This window comes from Mucilaginibacter aquariorum (genome assembly GCF_024498135.1).
GTDB lineage: Bacteria > Bacteroidota > Bacteroidia > Sphingobacteriales > Sphingobacteriaceae > Mucilaginibacter > Mucilaginibacter aquariorum.
On the sequence record NZ_JANHOH010000001.1, the window covers coordinates 352,195 to 374,471 of the forward strand.

The following is a 22,277-nucleotide window of genomic DNA, read 5'->3' on the forward strand; positions in this document are numbered from 1 at the left end:
TAATCACAAACCACTAAACACTTAATGGTAACTGTATCATAACCGAACACGTACTGTTACAGTTACGTACATATTGTACAGTTACCTATCTATCCAAATAGTTAATTATCAGTATTTTACAACTTTGGTATATGTTTTAGCCTTTATAAAACATAATACCATAGCTATGTTAAAAAACTATTTTAAAATTGCCTGGAGAAACATCGTTCGCCATAAGGCATATTCCATTATAAATATTTCTGGTTTAAGCGTGGGCATTGCCTCATGCCTGTTAATATTTGTTGTACTGCGGTTCGAGCTTAGCTTTAACAAATACAATAGCAATTTTAAGGATATTTATCACCTGGTTACCAAGCAAACCGCCGAGGATGGCATAAACTTTAATCCCGGTGTATCTGTACCTGCACTTGATGCCTTAAGAATCGATTTCCCGCAGGTGAAATTTGCCGCGTTAACTTCAAGTTATGGGAGCCAGATGACCGTACCCACCGGTTCTGATAACGCTGCTGCGGATAAGAAATTTATAGAGTCCATTGGCGTGTTCTTTATGGAACCCCAGTTTTTTGATATTTTCCAAACCAAATGGCTTAACGGAACAAAAGATGTGCTTTCTCAGCCCAACATGGTTGTTATTACTAAGGCTATTGCCACCAAATACTTTGGCGATTGGAATACGGCGATAGGTAAAACCATTAAAATGGATAACACCTTAACCTTAAGAGTTGCCGGCGTGGTTGAGGATTCACCAAATAACAGCGATATACCATTGAAGTTAATGGTATCGTATATTACCTGGAAACAAACAGGAAATACCTATAACTACAACACTGACTGGGGATCTATTAGCAGCAATCACCAGATATTTTTGCAATTACCTGATAATTTAAGCCCTCAGAAATTTGAGGGCCAACTGGTTGGTTTCACCAAAAAGAATTTAACTGATAAGCAGCGTAGCCTGCGCGAACACCTTGCTCAACCGCTTGGCGCAATGCACTTTGATACTAAGATAGGCAATACGCTTGGCGATCACTCCACCAGCAAGGCTACCATTAATACGTTAACATTTATTGCCGTTTTAATTATCCTAATGGCATCCATCAACTTTATTAATCTTTCAACTGCTCAATCGGTTGGGCGTTCAAAAGAAGTAGGCATCCGTAAGGTATTAGGGAGCAGTCGTAAACAGCTGGTTTCGCAGGTAATAGGCGAAACCACAATGGTGATCATGTTCTCGGTGATATTGGCCATGGTAATAGCAAAAATAGCATTACCGTACCTCAAAAATATTTCAAGCGTACCTGATGATATCAGTTTGTTAAATACCGATACGGTAATATTTCTGTTTTGCACTATGCTGGCGGTAATATTATTGTCGGGTATTTATCCCGCACTGGTAATATCGGGCTTTAAGCCGGTTGCAGCGTTAAAAAACAAGATAACTGCCGCGTCAATAGGTGGCATACCGTTACGCCGTGCATTGGTTGTAGCACAGTTTGCTATTGCGCAGCTGCTTATCATTGGTACAATAGTGGCGGTAAACCAAATGAATTTTGTGAATGAGGCTGACCTTGGCTTCAATAAAAATGCGGTTTTGGTTATTCCCGGTTATACCGATAGCATCAGCCTGAGCAAAATGCAATCGTTTAAGCAACAAATTTTGCAAAATCCGGATGTTAAGTCGATGAGTTTTGCTTCGGATGCACCATCTTCTGATAACAACTGGGGTTCGAATTTCTATTTCAACAACTCCATGAAGGATATAAACTTTACTACATTTTTAAAGTTTGCCGATGGTGATTACTTTAAAACCTATGGGCTAAAATTTGTTGCAGGTAAGGAATACGACAGCAACGATACCGCCCGGCAAGTTGTTGTTAACGAGACTTTTATTCATAAACTTGGCATCCAAAAGGCCGAAGACGCAATTGGTAAAACGGTTAAGTTAGGAGGCGGGAAGCGTTGGTTACCTATTACCGGCGTTGTAAAAGATTTCAAGACCAATTCGTTACGTGATGCAGTGAAACCCATCTACATAATGACTCAAAAACAGTACGAATCACAAGTGGCTGTTAAAATCCAGACAAAAAACCTTTCCAAAACAACCAAAGACATTCAAAAGCTTTGGGAAAGTACTTACCCGGAATATGCTTACAACGGCTATTTCCTTGACGAGAATATCGCACGGTTTTACAGGCAGGAAAATCAAATGGCCTTGGTTTACAAGATCTTCTCGGCTATCGCCATATTCATATCGTGCCTGGGTTTATATGGCCTGGTATCGTTTATGGCCGTACAGCGTACTAAAGAAGTTGGGGTGCGTAAAGTATTAGGGGCATCAGTATTCAGCATTGTGTTGCTGTTCTCAAAAGAGTTTATGATACTCATAGCCATATCATTTGTAATAGCTATGCCGGCAGCGTGGTATATGATGTCGGGCTGGTTGCAAAACTTTGCCTACCGCATACCATTAACAGCGGGCGTATTTGTGCTGGCTATTGTATCATCTATAGTGATAGCGTGGCTAACAGTAGGTTATAAAGCAGTTAGGGCGGCACTGGTAAACCCGGTGAAGAGCCTAAGAAGTGAATAGTTAAGAGTTTAGGTATTGAAATTTATCATTTAAATTATATGTTAAAAAATTATTTTAAAACGGCCTGGCGTAGTTTGCTCCGTAACAAAAGCTATGCTATTATAAACATCACAGGGCTTGCCATTGGCATAGCAGCCTGCCTGCTTATATTTTTAGTGATCCATTTTCAAACCGGTTTTGACACCTATCATGCTAAAAAAGACCGCATTTATCGCGTGTTAAATAAACGCACCTCGTCTGAAGGTGTTAAACTAAGGGCGGGTTTACCATTGCCTATAGCAAGAGATTTGCGCGTTGACTTCCCCCAATTACCGCTGGTAACAACTGTTATTAACGATCAAGGGAAACAAATAAGCGTTAAGGATAAGGCAGGACAAATCAAAAGATTTAAGGAAACAGACCTTTATATTACCGACACACAATTTTTTAACGTATTTGACTTTACATGGTTATCCGGCGATAAAAAAACAGCATTGAACGAACCCAATACCGTAGTGCTTACGCAGCGCATGGCAAAGAAATACTTCGGCGATTGGGAAAATGCGATGGGAAAAACTCTCACTTACGAAAACAAGATAGATCTTAAAGTTACCGGTATACTGCAAGACCTGCCTTTAAATACTGATTTACCTGTAAGCATCGCGATATCGTACCCAACTATTAAAAAGACTGACTATAATAACAACCTTGAAGACTGGAACAGCAATTTTGGATCGCATAATTGCTTTATTGTATTGCCCGAGAATGTAAGCGAAGCACGTTTTAACCATGATTTGGTGGCGTTTATAAAAAAACACCGCCCTGATGAAGCTAAAAGAGAAGCATTTTTATTGCAACCGTTAACTGAAATGCATTTTGATACCCGTGTTGGCTTATTCAGCGGGCAAGTATTTAGTAAAGACATGATCAAGACATTAAGCCTTATTGGTGTGTTTTTACTGGTAATTGCGTGTGTTAATTTTATAAACCTAGCCACAGCACAGGCGGTTAATAGGTCTAAAGAGGTGGGTATAAGGAAGGTATTAGGCAGCAAGCGTAAACAACTTATCATGCAGTTTTTAAGCGAAACATTTATCATAACTCTGTTTTCTGTAGTGTTGGCGATGGGTTTAAGCGAAGCGGCTTTACCTGCATTAAATGGCCTGCTCGAAATAAAACTTAGTTCCGGCTTTATTACCGACCCGATTATTGTAACATTTTTAGCAGTGGTACTTATTGTAGTTACCTTATTGTCCGGCTTGTATCCTTCCATGGTGCTATCCGGCTTTAATCCAATAGCTGCATTAAAAAACAAAATTACCGGTGTCAGGAGCAACGGTATTACCTTAAGGCGCGGCCTTGTTGTGGTGCAGTTTGGCATAGCACAAGTGCTGGTAATAGGCACCATAGTTATTATCAGCCAATTAAATCATTTCAAAAACTCGCCACTGGGCTTTGATAAAGATGCTGTAATAACAGTAAACTTACCCAACGACAGCATCAGCCGGCTAAGGATGACTGCTTTACGGAACGAAATACTACAGCAGCCTAATATTAAAAGTTTTAGCTACAGTTTTAGCAGCCCGTCTGATAATATAAACTGGGGTAGCCCGATAACGTATGATAATGCGGCTGTTGAAACCGAATTTAGGGTGAATTTGAAATGGGCCGATGCTGATTACTTTAAGTTATATGATCTGAAGTTTGTTGCCGGCGGGCCTTACGCTAAGAGCGATACTGTAAAAGCTTATGTGGTTAACGAAACACTTCTAAAAAACCTTGGGGTGACAAACCCTAAGGATGCCATTGGCAAAACCATAAATATTTGGGGTGATAAAAACTTAACTCAAAAAATTGTTGGTGTGGTAAAGGATTTTAATGTTACATCGCTACGCGAACAAATACCACCGGTAGTTATGGCAGCCTGGACAGGGCAATATGGTATAGCCAATATCAAGCTTTCGCCAACTAATATGCAACCCACCCTGGCAGCCATTGAAAACCTGTGGACAAAAACCTTCCCCGATAATGTTTACGAACACAAATTCCTTGATCAAAAAATAGAGAATTTTTATAAAAAGGAAAGCCAGCTATCTCAACTATACAAAATATTCGCGGGTATAGCCATTTTTATATCGTGCCTGGGCTTGTATGGTATGGTATCGTTTATGGCGGTACAGCGTACTAAAGAGGTAGGCATACGTAAAACACTGGGTGCGTCGGTAGCAAATATTGTGTACCTGTTCTCAAAAGAGTTTACCGTGCTTATTCTGATATCCTTTGTTATTTCGGCGCCTGTTGCGTGGTATTTTATGCAGCAATGGCTTCAGGGGTTCACGTATCGCATACATCCCGGTTTGGGGATATTTGCTATATCTATTGCATTATCCATCATAATTGCATGGGCAACCGTAGGATACAAGGCCATAAAAGCCGCGCTTGTTAATCCTGTAAAAAGCTTACGCAGCGAGTAAGGTAAGCGAACTATACATATTATACTAAAGCTTAAGGATTTATCCTTAGGCTTTTAAAGTTTGAAAATAATTTATATAAAGCATTATGATAAAGAACTACTTTAAAACGGCCTGGCGAAACCTTTGGAAAAATAAGGTGTCATCAACAATAAATATTGTAGGCCTTGCAATCGGCATGGCTGCTTGTATTGTCATTCTGCTATTTGTATCGTACGAAAGAAGTTTTGACAACTTCCATGGTGAAAACATAGTAAGGCTTAACGAGGTGCAGAAATTCCCTGGGATGGCCGCTTCGCAAAAGGTGGGTTTATCTATGTTCCCTATGGCACCGGCATTAAAGAGCGAGTATCCCGAAGTAAAAAGCTATACCCGTGTAAAGTGGGACCGCAAATACCAAATGACCTACGGAGAAAAAAAAGTTTTTCTATCGCAGGTATTTGCTGTTGATTCAGCTTTTTTAAAGATATTTAAATTTAATGTGATAAAAGGCGATGCGCAAAGCGCCATTGAAAAACCTAACAGTATTGCCATAACCCAGGAAACCGCCGAAAAACTTTTTGGTAACGAAGATCCTATCGGGAAAGTAATAAACCATTACGGCGGCGATACTGTACAGTTTACCGTTACTGCGATAATGGCGAACAGTCCCAAAAATTCTCAGTTACAGTTCGATGCTTTATACTCACTGCCCGGCATCCACCAAAAATGGATGGATAACTGGGGTGGAAACTGGTTAAATACTTACCTGAAATTAGCGCCCGGCACAGACCTTAAAGCGTTTGAAGCCAAAATGCCTGCCTTCCTGAAGAAGCATTTAAAACCCGAGCAAACAGCTTTTTACCAATTATTTTATTTGCCGCTTAAAGATGTGCACGCCAATTCTACTGAAATTGGCCTTGACTATTTGAACTATCAAAAGTTTGATCAAAAATCAACTAATCTTTTTGCAATTATCGCATTCATTGTGCTAATAATTGCCTGCGTTAACTTCATGAACCTATCTACTGCGCGCTCGGCAGATAGAGCAAAGGAAGTAGGCATTCGTAAATCTATAGGCGCCAACAGGCCTCAACTGGCATTTCAATTTTTAGGCGAAACCGTTTTACTATCCTTACTGGCATTAATACTTGCCCTTGTTTTGGTCACAGTAGCTTTACCTTATGTAAATAACCTTAGTCTGCGCGATATTTCATTGCCAGTATTTACCAAACCTTTGTTCCTGGTGGTTATTGTGTTAAGTACCATATTGGTTGGCTTTATATCAGGAATTTATCCGGCGTTGTTCTTATCGTCATTTCAACCGGTAAAGGTTTTAAAAGGCTCTGTAGAAACTGGTAAAAACAAAGGCACATTGCGCAACATATTGGTTGTTGGGCAGTTTACCAGCGCAGTATTCCTTATGATAGCTACTGTGTTTGTTGTTGAACAGCTGAATTTTATGCAGAAAAAAGACCCCGGTTTTACACGTGAGCAAGTGGTTACAGTGCCAATGGATAGGATATCGGGGAAAAAGTATGAGCTATTTAAACAGAGGTTGTTGGGTAATACATTAATTGCGGGTGTAACGGCTTCGCAAGACCAGCTGGGTAGCCACCTGGATCAGTCGGGGGCTACATTTCAATACAAAAACGACCCGAAAAGAGAGCTTGGAGTTACGCAGCTTATTGTAGACAATGATTACCTACGGTTGTATAATATAAAAATAATAGAAGGTAAGGATTTCTCTAAAGACAAATCAGGCAACGGCCGGGAATATATCATCAACGAATCGATGGCCCACGAGCTTTTAAGAGATCACCCGAAGGCCGGAATATCTACCCTTATCGGCCAGCATTTTGGTTTTGATTCGCTTGGTGTTATTACAGGTATCGCCAAAAACTTCAACTTCAACTCGCTGCATTATAAAGTAGAGAACCTGTTAATTGCAAATCAAAGCGACTGGGGGCTTACTATTGCGTCAATTAAAATAAAACCCGGTCAATCACAAGAAGCTCTTGATTTTATAAAGGCTACGTGGAAAAGCTTGAACCCCGATTATCCCTTTGAATACCAGTTTTTAGATGACCATTTTGCCGAGGTGTATCGTACAGATAACCAGGTTAGTAAAATAGTGGGCATACTCGCGGGTTTAGCCATCCTGATATCATGCCTGGGCTTGTTTGGCCTGGCATCATTCTCGGCCGAAAAACGGGTTAAAGAAATTGGGGTACGTAAGGTATTGGGTGCATCAGTACAAAACATAGTTTTGCTGTTATCCGGGCACTTTATTAAGTTGGTATTAATATCAAACCTTATTGCTTGGCCGCTTGCCTGGTATGCTATGGATCTTTGGCTGCAGGATTTTGCCTTTCATATCAATATTACCTGGGGCACGTTTGTATTTGTTGCCTTAATATCAGTAATAATTGCGCTGGCAACCATTAGTTTTCAATCAATTAAAGCGGCAATTGCCAACCCGGTTAAAAGTTTACGGTCAGAATAGAGTTTGGTATTTTAAATTTAGGATCATGATCAAAAATTATTTTAAAATTGGATGGCGTAATATGATGAAGAACAAGTTCTTCTCATTCATCAACATATTTGGGTTATCGGTAGGGCTGGCGTGCTGTATGCTTATCGCCTTGTACCTTAACTACGAAACAAGCCACGATAGTCAGCATAAAAACGCACCGAACATTTATCAGGTAGTAACCGCGTTTATACAAAACGGCAATAAACGCATGAAAATGCCGAATACGCCGGCACCAATGGCGGGCGCTTTAAAGCGCGAGTTCCCCGAGGTGATTGAAACTGCAAGATTGCTAAAATTATTTATCGAGGATAAAACTATCATTCAGTTTAACCCTGCCAATGGTGAGCGTAAATCTTTCCTTGAAGAAAAAGGTTATCTGGCAGATGCATCCTTCTTTAAAATATTCACTTATAACTTTGCCGAAGGGGATGCAGCAAATGCCTTGGCAAACCCACGTACTATAGTAATATCACAAAAACTTGCAGACAAATTATTTGGTACGCAACCAGCACTCAATAAGGTTATTCATGTTAACAGCAACACAAACGGCGAACAGGATTACACCGTAACCGGTGTATTTAAGGAAGGCAAAACGCCATCTCATGTTGATGCCAATTTCTTCTTGTCGGTAAATGGTGGCAACATGGAAGGTTTTATTAAAAGGCAGGCTAATGATTTTGCCAGCAATAATATGTTTTATACCTACCTGTTATTAAAACCCGGTACAAATGCTGCTAAACTACAAGTCAAATTGCCTGCATTTATGGATAAGTATGCAAGTAAGGATCTCAAAAATATGGGCTTTCAAAAGGAGCAATCGCTTATTTCCCTGCGAGACATACATTTGAGCAGCGAAGTTGAAAGTAACGTGACACCACCCGCCAGCAAAACTTATTTATACGTGCTGTTTTCTATCGCGATTTTTACGTTGATCATAGCCTGCATAAACTTCATGAACCTTTCTACGGCACGTTCATCAAAGCGTTCGTCGGAAGTTGGGGTACGCAAGGTATTGGGTGCCGAGAAATCAACCCTTATAAAACAGTTCCTGGGCGAATCTATCCTGATGACCCTGATCGCTTTTATTTTCGCGATAGTTATCACTTTGATATTGCTGCCATTATTTAACCAATTGTCGGGCAGAGTAATAACGCTTTCTGTATCAAAGGACCTGATGTTGTTTTTTGAATTTTTGGTGATGGCGCTGATAACCGGCGTGCTTGCAGGCAGTTATCCGGCATTTTACCTGTCATCATTTAATCCGGTTAAGGTTTTAAAAGGTAAGCTAACCAACTCATTAGCTGTTGTAGCAGTTCGCAAAGGACTGGTTGTATTCCAGTTTATAATTTCGGTAGTACTTATTGTAGCATCGGTAGTTATAGCAAGGCAAATGAACTATATGCGCACTGCTGATCTGGGCTTTGCTAAAGACCAGCAAATTGTTGTTCCGTTACGCACCACGGCTGCAAAATCTGCTTATGCTGCTTTAAAAGCCGAGCTCCAGGAAAATAGTGGGGTGATATCAATTGGTGGCTCGGCCTATTATCCCGGTATATTTAATCCAAGTGATAATTTGATATACAAGGAAGGGCAAACCACTGCCGAGGGTAAGCGTACCCGCCTCAACTATGTTGATGATAACTTTTTACAAACGCTAAATATACAGCCGCTTGCAGGCCGTTTGTTTAGTCCTGATTTTCATTCGGATACTACTAACGGTATTATTATTAACGAAAAAGCCGCTAAAGAATTTGGTTTTAGCAGCGCGAAAGATGCTGTTAACAAGAAGTTGTTCAATAAATTTCAGGATAACACAAATACATTTACCATTGTTGGCGTAGTAAAAGATTTTCATTACGAGGACCTTCATCTGCCGGTAACACCTTATGGGTTTATGTTAAACACCGCAGGCTTTAATTATATGGTAATACATGCCAAGCCTGGTAATATAGCCAGTATGCTAAAAACCATTGAAATTAGTTGGAAAAAATACGACCAGAATGATCCGTTTGACTACAGTTTCCTGGATGAAGATTTTGATAAGAACTACCAGGCAGATACAAGGTTGGCCGGTATAGTTGGCTACTTTACCGTTGTGGCGATACTGATATCCTGCCTTGGTTTATTTGGTTTAGCTGCCTTTAGCGCAGAACAGCGCACCAAAGAAATTGGTGTACGTAAGGTATTAGGTGCAAGCGTAAAAACTATAGTGTCTTTATTATCGGTAGACTTTTTAAAGCTTATAATTGCCTCTATCATTATTGCTTCGCTACTTGCATGGTGGCTGATGAATAAATGGCTGCAGGAGTTTGCGTACAGGAAAGATATAGACTGGACGATATTTGCTTATACGGCAACCATAGCTGTATTTATTGGGTTGATAACCATTGGTTCGCAGGCGCTAAAAGCGGCGTTGGCAAATCCTGTAAAGAGTTTACGTTCAGAGTAAAGAATCAAGATATAAGAAACAAGACTAAAAGTATAATAAAAGTATATGATCAGGAATTATTTAAAAACAGCGTGGCGTAATTTATCACAAAATAAAACCACATCTATAATTAGTATGGCGGGCTTGGCAGTAGGTATCTGCTGCTTTTTATTACTGGCTACTTATTTAATTAACGAACTGAGATATGATCGTTTCCATGCTAAAGCCGATAGAATTGTAAGGATAGCGTACAGCTATCAATCGCCGGATGACAAAGAAGCGCGCTACATTGCTGTTACGCAAACAGCGCCGGTACCTATTTATAAACAGGAGTTTTCTGAGATAGAAGATGGTGTGCGTATATTTAACTACTCTGGCTACAGCCCTGCTGCTGTACAGTATGGCGATAAGCTATTCGCTGAAAAGAGCATGCTTCTTGCCGATGAACCTTTCTTTAAAATATTTTCATTTAAATTTTTGGCAGGTAACCCGGCTAAAGCTCTGGCCGATCCCTCATCAATAGTTATTACGGCATCAACAGCAAAAAAATATTTTGGTACCGATAACCCGATGGGGAAGGTGTTAAAAGTTAATCAAACCAATAACCTGATGGTGACCGGTGTTATAGAAGATGTGCCTTCATACTCACAAATAAAGTTTGATATGATGGCTAATTCGGCTGTTGACCCAGATACCAAAACATATAAATGGAACGCTGCCAGCAATTACTCGTATCTATTACTTAAACCGGGTACGGATATTAAGGCGCTGGAGAGAAAAATGGATGTTTATATTGCTAATATTCTAAAAAGCCAGAATAGGGCCGGCGCTAAAACAATGTACACTTTAGAACCGCTTACCAGTGTCCATTTAAACTCCAAAGCGCTTTACAGCCTGGAAACACCCGGCGATATCAAGTATATCTATATTTTAGGTATTGTTGCGGTTGTATTGCTTGTATTAGCTTGTGTAAACTTCCTTAACCTTGTTACCGCACGTTCTGCAGAGCGTGCCCGCGAAATAGGTGTACGTAAGGTAATGGGTGCTATGCGTGGGCAGCTGTTTAGTCAATTTATTATCGAAGCAGGTATAATAACCTTATTTTCATTAATAATAGGTGTGCTGCTGCTTAGCTTATGTTTTCCTTCATTTAGTTTGTTTGCGGGTCAACAATTGGGTTTTCAAACCTGGAACCTTTCATGGCTTGTATCGGCATTAATGGTGTTGTTTATATTGGTTACATTGCTTGCAGGAACCTATCCATCGTTATACCTCTCTGCTTTTAAACCCATTGTTACACTTAAGGGTAATTCTTCACCGCAGGCAGGTGGAAATATGCTGCGTAAATCACTTGTAGTGTTTCAATTTATTGTATCGGTGTTCTTTATTATCAGCACCCTGATTGCGGGAAACCAGTTAAGATATATGCAGACTTTAAATACCGGTATTAACCGCGACCAGGTTTTGATATTAGATATAGGAAACATAGCATATAACAGTATCGAGGCTTTTAAAAGCGAGATCAATCAGCAAACTGGTGTTTTAGGTTCAACGGCCAGTTATGATTCGCCGGTTAATGTGCGTGGTGGTTATTCTATAAATACTGCAGAAGGTAAACCAACCGATTACAACTTATCTGTTACAGCAATACCTATTGAGAAAAGCTTTACCAAAACATTAGGTATCAAGCTGATAGCCGGCACTCCACTTAATGTTGGTGATGAACAACAGGTTATGGTAAAAGAAACAGAGAACCGCAAATATAGCTTCATATTAAACGAAAAAGCTGTTAGCGCCCTTGGCTGGAAGCCGGAAGAAGCCATTGGCAAAAAGATAGGCCTTAATGGCCGTATGGGCACCATCAAAGCCGTTGCAAAAGATTTTAACTTCGCGTCACTTCACCAGGAAATAACACCTATAGTGATGTTTCCGGAATATGAGTGGTTTGGCAAGTTGCTGATAAAAACATCAGGTAAAAATACCGCCGGCACTATTGCAGCTATACAATCCAAGTGGCACAGCTTTTACGCAAATACACCGTTTGAATACCACTTTCTTGATCAGGAATTTGAAGAAATGTACAAAAGTGATCAACGTACAGGTAGTATATTAATGGCCTTCACCGCGGTAACTATATTTATATCATGTCTTGGCTTATTTGGTTTGGCTGTTTTCTCAACCCGTCAGCGTATTAAAGAAATTGGTATCCGAAAGGTATTGGGAGCCGGGGTTATGAGTATAGTAGGTTTAATATCGTTCGATTTTTTAAAATTGGTACTCATAGCTATCATCATATCATCGCCACTTGCCTGGTACGCCATGGATACTTGGCTGCAGGACTTCGCTTTCCGCATTAGCATACAATGGTGGGTGTTTGCCCTTGCAGGCGGTATGGCCGCGCTAATAGCGTTTTTAACGGTAAGCTATCAATCTGTAAAGGCTGCATTATCCAATCCGATAAAAAGTTTGAGGAGCGAGTAAGTCAAAGAATTAAAGCAAGACAATATAATAATCACTAATTATAATATGTTTAAAACCAACCTTAAAATAGCGTGGCGCAGTTTGTGGAAACACAAGGCTTATTCCTTAATTAATATAATAGGCTTAAGTACCGGCTTAATAGCTTGTTTAATTGTAGCGACGGTTGTTATTGATGAGTTATCTTATGATCATCAATGGACAAAAGGCAAGGATATTTACCGGGTATTATCTATAAACAACAACGTAAAAGGCAATGATAAAATGCCCGTTGTGTTCTCAGGTTTTGGGCCGTCTGTTAAAAAAGATATGCCTGAGGTGGCAGAGTACTGCCGTGTATCTGTTGGGAAAGACAGGTTGCAATTAGGCAGTTATAAAGAAGGCATTGCTTTAAAAGCCATGCGCGCAGAGCCGAGCGTTTGGAACATGTTTGACTTTAACATATTACAAGGCAACCCCAAACAGTTTGTGAAAGGGTATACCAACCTTATCATCAGCAAAAAAATACAGCAACAATACTTCCCCAACCAGGATGTTGTAGGCAAGATCATTTCAAACCTGCCAGAATATGGCAAGCCCAAGCAATATTTAATAACCGGCGTTATTGATGATATCCCGCAAAATACCCACTTAAGGGCCGATGTTATTACCCTTAAAGAATATAAGACAAGTGATAATGTTATGCCCGAAAGCGGCTATTTTACTTTTGAGCCTTCCTATATTTTATTAAAACCCGGTACGCCTGTAAACGCGTTCTCTCAAAAGGTTAATAAGTGGTACAGGGCCTACATGGGTAAAAAGGATGATTACAGTTTCGAGCTTCAATCCATAAAAGATGTTTATCTGAGATCAGATTTTAGTGGCGTACAGACTGTTCACGGCAGCATTCAAAATGTTTATATTTTTTCGGCGGTTGCAGCTTTATTATTAATTATTGCCTGTATTAACTTTGTAAATCTTACCATTTCAAGGGTATTTAATCGTGCTAAAGAAACAGGCGTTCGCAAGGTTTTGGGTGCAGGTAAAGGACAATTACTGGTGCGGTTTTTATCAGAATCGGTTCTGTTTTTTGTGATATCGTTCTTGCTGGCAATATTCTTATATCCATTTCTATTAAAGCCGGTCGAAACTTACCTTGGCCATCAATTGGTATCTAACCTATATAGTTCGGCCTTTTTATTTATAACCGTTTGCGGCGTATTACTGGTAAGTGTTTGTACCGGCTTATACCCAGCGTGGTTTTTATCCAGGCCCAAGCCTATTGTAATACTGCGGGATAAGGTATCTGCGGATATACAGCTCAATTTTTTAAAGAAGGCATTGGTTGTAGGTCAGTTTGTAATATCAGTAGCCATAATTGGTATCACCGTTATAGTTCATAACCAGATCAGTTTTATGAGTAATAAAGATCTTGGCTTTGATAAAAACAACCTATTGAACATTAGCTATACCGAATGGGGCAAAAGCGGCAAAGCATTTAAGCAGCAGGTGAAACAAATATCGGGGGTGCAAAATGCCAGTATTACAGATTGGTATCCTTCATCGGGTGCAGGCAACATGTCGCGTACGGTATTGGTGCAAAAAGATAAAATGGACGTTTATTTTATACAAGGCGATGCCGACCTGCCATTAGTACTAAAGCTACAACTTAAGACCGGCCGTTTGCTTAACCCGCAATTGGGCGCCGATGCTATGGATAGCGACTCGTTAATGAGTGGAAGCAGTAAAGAAACCCTGGCTTTAAAAGCAATGCAGCCGCTGCTGATAACGAATTATACCGCGGGCTTACTGGAAATGAAACTGAATAGCACAACAAGCAAATTTGAGGGTATCCCGGTAGGTATTGTAAAAGACTTTTACAGCGAATCGCTCCACAATAAAATAAAACCTACAATAATACAGGCAGTAAGTAACCCACAATGGGGCGCTATGCTGGTACGTGTAATACCAGGAACCGAAAAACAGGTTTTAACCAACTTAGATAAGTTGTATAAGCAATATTATCCGGATAAACCTTTTCAATACAATTGGGTAAGCGATCAGGTTAACGAACAGTATAAAGCAGAGTTTAAGTTACAGCAGCTGTTTACGTTTTTTAGCCTGCTCATCGTATTTCTGGCATGTATGGGCCTGTTTGGCCTGGTAAGTTTTACCGCGGAGCAACGTGTAAAAGAAATAGGCATCCGTAAAGTTTTAGGTGCCGGGTTAGGGGATATTGTTGGTTTAATATCTAAAGATTACCTGCGACTGGTTATTATATCTATAGTAATTGCAACACCAATAGCCTGGTACGCTATGAGCAAATGGCTGCAAGATTTTGCTTACCGCATTGATATACAATGGTGGGTATTTGCATTAGCGGGCGGTTTAGCTGTTTTAATAGCATTCTTTACTATCAGCCTGCAATCTGTAAAGGCTGCTATTGCAAACCCGGTAAAGAGTTTAAGAAGCGAATAATTTAGAGCTTGGAGAATAGAAATAAGAGGTGAGTTTTTGTAAAACTCACCTCTTTTCCTTTGTAGCCAGTGTGTATCAGCTTTCCTAACCACTAATCTCTATCCAGTAACTGTATCATAACCGAACGCACGCTGTACATAAGCGTACAGTTTTAGCTTTTAACATTCAATATAATAGACTGATATTTAGCTATTTATAAGTTTGGTATATTATTCATACCTGAATACCAAAATCAGTTTAAGAAATTGCAATAAATAACTCAATAATTCAACTAACACCATAATTAAAAATGTTATCACTTCAGCATATTTCAAAGCATTACCAGGTAGGCGGAAACAAGAATTTCGTTATTAATGACATCAGTCTTGATGTTGATGAGGGCGAATTTGTTTCTATCATGGGGCCCTCGGGTTCAGGCAAATCAACCTTGCTGAACATTATAGGTATGCTTGACGAGCCTACCGATGGTTACCATTATTTTGTAAACGAGGCTGTACACCAGCTTAAAGAAAGGCAACGTTCGGCCCTGTATAAACAATACATTGGCTTCGTTTTTCAGGCTTATCATTTAATTGACGAGCTTACCGTTTATGAAAACATCGAAACGCCTTTGATCTATCAGGACGTAAAGGGTTCGGAACGTAAAGCAATGGTAGCCGATATGCTCGATCGTTTTCAGATAGTAGGCAAAAAAGATCTTTTCCCCGCGCAATTATCCGGCGGGCAACAGCAATTAGTAGGTATAGCCCGTGCTTTAATTGCCAAACCAAAACTATTATTGGCCGACGAACCTACAGGTAACCTAAACTCTAAACAGGGCGAGGAGATAATGGAGCTGTTTCGTAAGCTGAACAAAGAAGATGGTGTTACTATAATCCAGGTAACGCACTCTGAAAAAAACGCGGAATATGGTACGCGTATTATTAATCTGTTGGATGGAAGGGTAGAATCTTCAAAAAAATTCTGAACTATAACACAAAATGCGATACTTTAAATTTATACTTTTTAGCTTAATAATATTGGCACCGGCACTGGCACATAGCCAGGCCGTAGATACTTTACTTACTATACAGCAATGTGTCGACATTGCCGTAAAAAACAATCTGGATGTAAGAAAAACCGGACTGCAGCTGCAATCTGCCCAGGTTGATAAAAACCAGGCTAAAGAAAACATGTTGCCAACTATAAACGGACAAATTAATCACGGTATTAACAATGGCCGTAGTATTAACCCTTATACTAACCAGTATGTAAATCAATCATTAAAGTTTGCTGATTACAGCGCAAACTCTGATCTGACCTTGTTTAGTGGATTACAAAACCTTAACAAAATAAAACAAACATCGTTAGCTTATAAAGCCGGTGAAATGGACCTGCAGCAGGCGAAAGACCTTGTAACCATAAATACCATTACAGCTTACTTACAGGTGCTGGATAATACCGAGTTGCTTGCACAGGTAGAGAACCAGGTAAAGGTTTCAAAACAGCAGTTAGATAGGTTAGAGATTTTGGAAAAACAAGGTGCTAACAAACAACCCAATGATTATTACGATTTAAAAGGTACTTATGCTGATAACCAGGTAAGTTATGTTAACGCAAAAGCTACTTTGCAAACATCAAAGCTTAACTTGTTGCAGATATTAAACATTCCATACAGGCCGGAGATAAGATTTGAGAAAGTGGCAAGTGCCGAAATATTAAAACAAACCAATACATCCGATGAGATCTACGCAACCGCTTTAAACCAGCTGGCTTATGTAAAAGCAGCCACTTTAAGGCGCCAGAGCGCAGAAAAAGGAGTTGCAGCGGCAAAAGGTGCTTTATATCCCACGTTATCTTTATTTGGGGGCTTAAACACAAATTATTCGAGTGCAGCACAGTTAAATAATCAACCGATACAATATTGGGATCAATTCAAAAACAACTACAATACGCAGGTTGGTTTTAGTTTGCGGATACCTATCTTAAATTACTTCCAAAACCGCAACAAGGTAACTTTGGCTAAAATTGACCTTCAGAATTATAAATATATTGAAGAAAATACCAAGATACAGTTACGCCAAAATGTTGAGCAGGCATATATGAATATGGCAAACGCTTATGAAAGGTATGTAACCGTGCAGGAGCAGGTTAAAGCTTACGCAGAATCGTTTAGGATTGCAGAGATCCGCTTTAACAATGGTGTATTAAACTCTGTAGAATATGTACTGGCCAAAAACTATTTAGATAGGGCAAACCTTAACCTTATCAACGCCCGGTACGATTGCTTTATTTACAACAAAATATTAGACTATTACCAAGGACGCTTATCACTATAATCGCAACAATTTATTGCGACAGAAGTATCCGGCTTGCAATTACGCAGGCCGGATATTTCATTTTAAAACAATTGCTATATTCGCACGTTAAACCTTAAATCACGAAAAACCATGAAAAAATTATTACTTACATTAAGCCTATTTGTAGCCATAGCCACGGTAACAAAAGCACAAATATTACCAAAAGTACAAGTTGGTATTAAAGGCGGTGTTAACTTATCAAGTCTATCAAATTCGGGAAGTACGTTTAGTGCCGATAACCGTGCGGGTTATCTTGGCGGTATATGGGCGAGGTTTGGGGCGTTAGGCTTCAATTTCCAGCCAGAGCTTTACATTACCAGCAAAAATGTAGATATCAATTCAAGTAATGGCGCTTCAAGTAGTGCAAAGTTCACAAGTATTGATGTACCATTGCTTTTAGGTGGTAAAATTGGCGCATTTGGTTTAGGTGGTAGATTCTACGCAGGGCCGTTATTGTCATTTGCCATTAACAAGGACAATAGTTTTGGATCCGCAGTAGGTGGCGCAACCAGGTTGGATTATAAAGATTCAAACTTTGCTATAACAGCCGGTGCAGGCATTGATATAAGAAGAATATCAATTGATTTGCGTTACGAAGCTGGTTTAACTAAACAAGAGTATATAGATGGTTCTACGAGTATTAAAACCCGTGTTAGCTTGTTTAACCTAAGCTTGGGTTACGCATTTTTATAATTTAACGATATTTTAGAAAAGGGCCTGTGCATTGCACGGGCCCTTTTTGTTTAGTCAAGATAGTATTAAATATGGCAATATAGTATTAGGCATATTGTATGAGATACACTTATATTTATCTGCTTCTAATAAACCTACAATTATGAATAACAGATATTTAAATGGCATTTGGCTTGTTATCGGCTGCTGCTTTTTACAATTAGCTTCATCTGCACAAACTGTACCGGCCGGCAATACAAATATCAAGCTAAATCAAATTGGTTTTTATCCGGCTGCAACTAAGATAGCTGTGATCACCAATGCAAAAGTTGGTAAGTTTTATATTCAAAACAGCAGTAAGAAAACTGTTTTTACAGGCGAATTAAAGCAATCGGCACAATCTGCTTTCTCTGGTAAATATACTTACATAGCCAATTTTACTTCATTTAATAAGCCCGGTAAATATACAGTTAGCATCCTGGGGACCGGAAGTTCATATCCTTTTGAGATAAAAGAATCAGTTTATAAAAATGTTGCCGATGCAGCCATTAAAGCTTTTTACTTTCAGCGGGCATCAATACCGTTAGATGAAAAGTATGCCGGTAAGTGGCATAGGGCAGAAGGGCATCCAGATGATAAGGTATTGGTACATGCATCAGCAGCAACCGACAAAAGGCCAGCGGGGACGGTGATATCGAGTCCGCGGGGATGGTATGATGCTGGTGATTATAATAAGTACATTGTAAATAGTGGCATCACCACAGCCACACTACTTTCGCTTTATGAAGATTTCCCTGAGTACATGAAAACCGTTCAGCTAAATATTCCTGAAAGCAACAACCGGATACCCGATGTGCTGGACGAGATACTTTGGAACCTGCGTTGGATGCTCACCATGCAAGATCCTAATGATGGCGGCGTGTACCATAAACTAACCAATGCCAATTTCGATGGGATGGTAATGCCGGATAAAGCAGGTGCTACGCGGTATGTTGTACAGAAAGGCACTGCTGCTACGCTCGATTTTGCCGCGGTAATGGCACAGGCATCGCGTATATTTAAAAAGTTTCCTGATCAGTTACCCGGCCTTGCCGATTCGTGTTTAGATGCGGCAGAGCTTGCCTGGCAATGGGCAAGTAAAAATCCTAATGTAGTTTATGAACAGGATGCTATGAATAAACAGTTCAGCCCTAAAATTACTACCGGTGGTTACGGCGATAGATATTTTTCTGATGAATTAAGCTGGGCGGCGGCCGAACTATATGTTACTACAGGTGAGGATGAATACTTTAATAACATCGGGTTAGGTAAAAATATAGGCGTGCAGGTGCCATCATGGGCACAGGTAAGGCTGCTGGGATTTTATACGCTGACACAACATCCTGGTATACAAATAGCAAACCATCCAGAACTTAAACAGCTAAAAGAAAACCTGCTGGATTTTGCAGACAGCATAATAGAAGGCGCCGATAGCAATGCTTACCAAACAGTAATGACCAAAGCGCCGGCAAAATTTAAATGGGGCAGTAATAGTGATGCGGCTAATCAGGGTATATTATTAATAAAAGCCTACCAGCTATCGCATAACAAAAAATACCTTAATTCCGCTTTAAGCAACCTCGATTATATTTTAGGCAGAAATGCCGCGGGCTATTCATACGTAACAGGCTACGGCAGCAAGTCGCCAATGCATCCACACCACAGGCCGTCGGTTGCTGATGGTATTGTTGAGCCTGTGCCTGGCCTGCTTTCGGGCGGGGCTAATGCAGGTATGCAGGATGGAGTCAAATTGGCATCAATTGTACCTGATGAAGCTTTTATTGACGACGACAGATCATACGCCACAAACGAGATCGCCATTAACTGGAATGCACCCATAGCATATTTGGCAAACGCTATTGAAGCCTTACAAAGGGAAATTGTAACTAAATAGGTTACTATACTGTGGTAACAGCAGTAATAATAAGTATCACAAAGAAGCTAAGGCTAAATACCAGCATATACATTAGGGATATCCCCAACATTTTACTTACTGTTCGCCAGCGACTACGATTATAAACAACCCTGAGCGAACGATAGATGTACCAGATAACAACCAGTGTAGCCAATAGCTGCAGCCAATCACTCACACTATGCCAACTGTGAGGCAACAGCATATTTATTATTATCACCGCAATTAAAAACAAGAATATAAAGCAATGCAGGTGTATGGCATAAATAATATGCTCTACATAAAACTTACGGTTTTTACTAAAGGCTATTTTTAGGATGAGGGCAAATAGAGGTAGTATCAGGAACATCACCTTTGGCGAATTATGCTGAAGTGCCTCTATAAACATTTTCTGTGCATCTTTGCCCTGGCCTGCCCAATCATAACTCTTATGGGCAATATAGCGTTGTATAACGTTATCGCGTTGCGCAGGAGAGTGTTTTTCCTGTTTTTTTAAATAATCTTCATAGGTGCCATTCCTATCTATTTTTACGCCCAATACATCTATTTGGTCGCCAACATTATAGTCAATATTGTATTTGATCTTTCCATTCTCGCTTACAGGCGTAACTTTTAATTTATCAGCTATGGCTTTTTTTTGTTCGGCAGTAAGGTGCTGTTTTTTACCAATGCTATCAACAGTGGCCCGTTTTACACTGTCGGCCACCCTTTGGGTAGTTGTAGTCTCTTTAACTTCTTTTATCACCTGGTGGTTACCGCGAAACGCCAGTACAAAAAATAAAAGGCTTATAAAAATGTACATTTTTACCGGATGCAGATATTGAGCGCGGTGCCCGGAATTATATTCGTTAGTGAGGTGCCCGGGTTTTAAAAAAAGCGGCCGTAACGTATGAAAAAACTGGTAATCGAAATGAAAATAATCACTTATGGCGTGGTTAAGCATGTGTCCAAGCTTTCCTTCATCTCCAGGTTTTCTTGCCCGCAGTTATGACAAAACTTACCCTCTAAGATAGTTCCGCAGTTAAGGCAATCGTTTTCCTTCCGGTAATGCTTTTTCATTTAATTATTACGTCCTTAAGCAGTTTCTATCGCATGTTTTAGAGCTGCATTATGTTTATATCTAAATATAAACGGGAAAATAACAGCAATAACCAAAGCATAGCCTGCAAAAGTAAGCCATATGCCATGCCAGTTTTTACTTTGATCGGCCATGGTGAAAAACTTATCAATAATAAAACCACTTGCAAAACTCCCAAATAATGACCCAAAGCCATTAACCATCATCATAAATAAGCCTTGCGCACTGCCACGTATTTCGGGTGTGGTTTGTGTTTCAACAAATAACGAGCCCGAAATATTGAAGAAATCAAACGCCATACCATATACAATACATGATAAAATTATCATCCATAAACCACCCGCAGGGTCACCAAATGCAAAAAGGCCAAAGCGTAATACCCAGGCTAACATGCTAAACAGCATTACATACTTTATTCCAAATTTGCGCAAAAAGAAAGGGATAGCTAAAATGAATAGCGTTTCCGAAATTTGGGAGATAGACATGATAATAGCAGGGTACTTCACGGCAATTGTATCTTTATACTCGGCTACATTCTTAAAATCGTGTATATAAGTATCGCCGTAGGCATTGGTAAGCTGCAAAGCTGCACCCAAAAGCATGGAGAAGGCAAAAAAGATGGCAAATCGAGGCGTTTTAAATAATGCAAAAGCATTTAAACCTAATATGCTTGTGAATGATTTATTGGCGGTCTTATTTAAAAGGGGAGGGCACTTTGGCAAGCTGAATGAATAGATACCTAGCGCCAGTGATATTGCCGAAGCGATGTAAAACTGATTAGGAGAAATTTCGTTATGCGTAAGGCTTACGGTCCATAATGCTGCTATAAAACCTACAGTTCCCCATATGCGTATTGGGGGGTATTCTTTAACAACATCAATATTGCTCCTTTTTAAAGCCGAATAGGCAACTGTTATTGATAATGACAAGGTAGGCATGTAAAAGAACATGTTTATCAACATTACCCAAAAAAATGTAGTGGGGTCTTTTACAAGAGGTAACGTAAATAAAGCCGCTGCACCTAAAATATGCATGATGCCGTAAAGTTTTTCAGCATTTACAAGCCTATCTGAAATAATACCGGTAAGTGCAGGCATAAATATGGCCGAAATACCCATTGTAGAGAAAATGGCTCCAAATTGTGCCCCAGACCAATGTTTGTTTTGAAACCAGTATGCACCAATGGTGAGCAACCACGCTCCCCATATAAAAAATTGCATAAAATTCATCAGTATTAAGCGAAACTTAATAGTCATACAGCACTGGTTTAAACAATTAATAGTTAGAATAAATTAAAGGCGAAAAATAGCGAAATAAAG

General features: G+C 39.8%; 12 protein-coding genes. 10 read left to right on the forward strand and 2 right to left on the reverse strand.

What is annotated here, in order from left to right:
- Positions 1-166 precede the first annotated feature (166 nt).
- From NPE20_RS01430 to NPE20_RS01475, 10 genes are all read left to right on the forward strand, one after another.
- The gene (locus NPE20_RS01430) at positions 167-2,590 is read left to right on the forward strand and encodes an ABC transporter permease (protein ID WP_256536810.1); all 2,424 of its coding nucleotides are present in this window, start codon (positions 167-169) and stop codon (positions 2,588-2,590) included.
- A 38-nt stretch (positions 2,591-2,628) separates the two neighbouring features.
- A complete protein-coding gene (locus tag NPE20_RS01435) occupies positions 2,629-5,043 on the forward strand; it encodes an ABC transporter permease (RefSeq protein ID WP_256536811.1) in 2,415 nt (804 codons plus the stop codon).
- Positions 5,044-5,128: 85 nt separating this feature from the next.
- A complete protein-coding gene (locus NPE20_RS01440; RefSeq protein ID WP_256536812.1) occupies positions 5,129-7,525 on the forward strand; it encodes an ABC transporter permease in 2,397 nt (798 codons plus the stop codon).
- Positions 7,526-7,550: 25 nt separating this feature from the next.
- The gene (locus NPE20_RS01445; protein ID WP_256536813.1) at positions 7,551-10,004 is read left to right on the forward strand and encodes an ABC transporter permease; all 2,454 of its coding nucleotides are present in this window, start codon (positions 7,551-7,553) and stop codon (positions 10,002-10,004) included.
- Positions 10,005-10,049: 45 nt separating this feature from the next.
- Positions 10,050-12,464, forward strand: a complete 2,415-nt coding sequence (locus NPE20_RS01450) for an ABC transporter permease (RefSeq protein ID WP_256536814.1) — start codon at positions 10,050-10,052, stop codon at positions 12,462-12,464.
- A 45-nt stretch (positions 12,465-12,509) separates the two neighbouring features.
- Positions 12,510-14,918, forward strand: a complete 2,409-nt coding sequence (locus NPE20_RS01455) for an ABC transporter permease (protein ID WP_256536815.1) — start codon at positions 12,510-12,512, stop codon at positions 14,916-14,918.
- Between the two features lie 289 nt (positions 14,919-15,207).
- Complete coding sequence (locus NPE20_RS01460; protein WP_256536816.1) at positions 15,208-15,885, forward strand: ABC transporter ATP-binding protein; 678 nt, start codon at positions 15,208-15,210, stop codon at positions 15,883-15,885.
- Between the two features lie 13 nt (positions 15,886-15,898).
- Positions 15,899-17,236 carry a TolC family protein gene (locus NPE20_RS01465; protein WP_256536817.1) on the forward strand — a complete coding sequence of 446 codons (1,338 nt, stop codon included), beginning with the start codon at positions 15,899-15,901 and terminating at the stop codon, positions 17,234-17,236.
- Positions 17,237-17,347: 111 nt separating this feature from the next.
- A complete protein-coding gene (locus NPE20_RS01470; RefSeq protein ID WP_256536818.1) occupies positions 17,348-17,950 on the forward strand; it encodes an outer membrane beta-barrel protein in 603 nt (200 codons plus the stop codon).
- A gap of 142 nt (positions 17,951-18,092) precedes the next feature.
- The gene (locus tag NPE20_RS01475) at positions 18,093-19,862 is read left to right on the forward strand and encodes a glycoside hydrolase family 9 protein (protein ID WP_256536819.1); all 1,770 of its coding nucleotides are present in this window, start codon (positions 18,093-18,095) and stop codon (positions 19,860-19,862) included.
- Between the two features lie 4 nt (positions 19,863-19,866).
- Here the strand turns inward: NPE20_RS01475 and NPE20_RS01480 are convergent, their stop codons facing one another.
- Both NPE20_RS01480 and NPE20_RS01485 read right to left on the reverse strand, forming a co-directional pair.
- Entirely contained in the window at positions 19,867-20,823 is a 957-nt protein-coding gene (locus NPE20_RS01480; protein WP_256536820.1) for a DUF3667 domain-containing protein, read from the reverse strand.
- 131 nt (positions 20,824-20,954) lie between these two features.
- Positions 20,955-22,214 (reverse strand): nucleoside permease, encoded by a 1,260-nt coding sequence (locus NPE20_RS01485; protein WP_256536821.1) that lies wholly within the window; start codon positions 22,212-22,214, stop codon positions 20,955-20,957.
- Positions 22,215-22,277 lie beyond the last annotated feature (63 nt).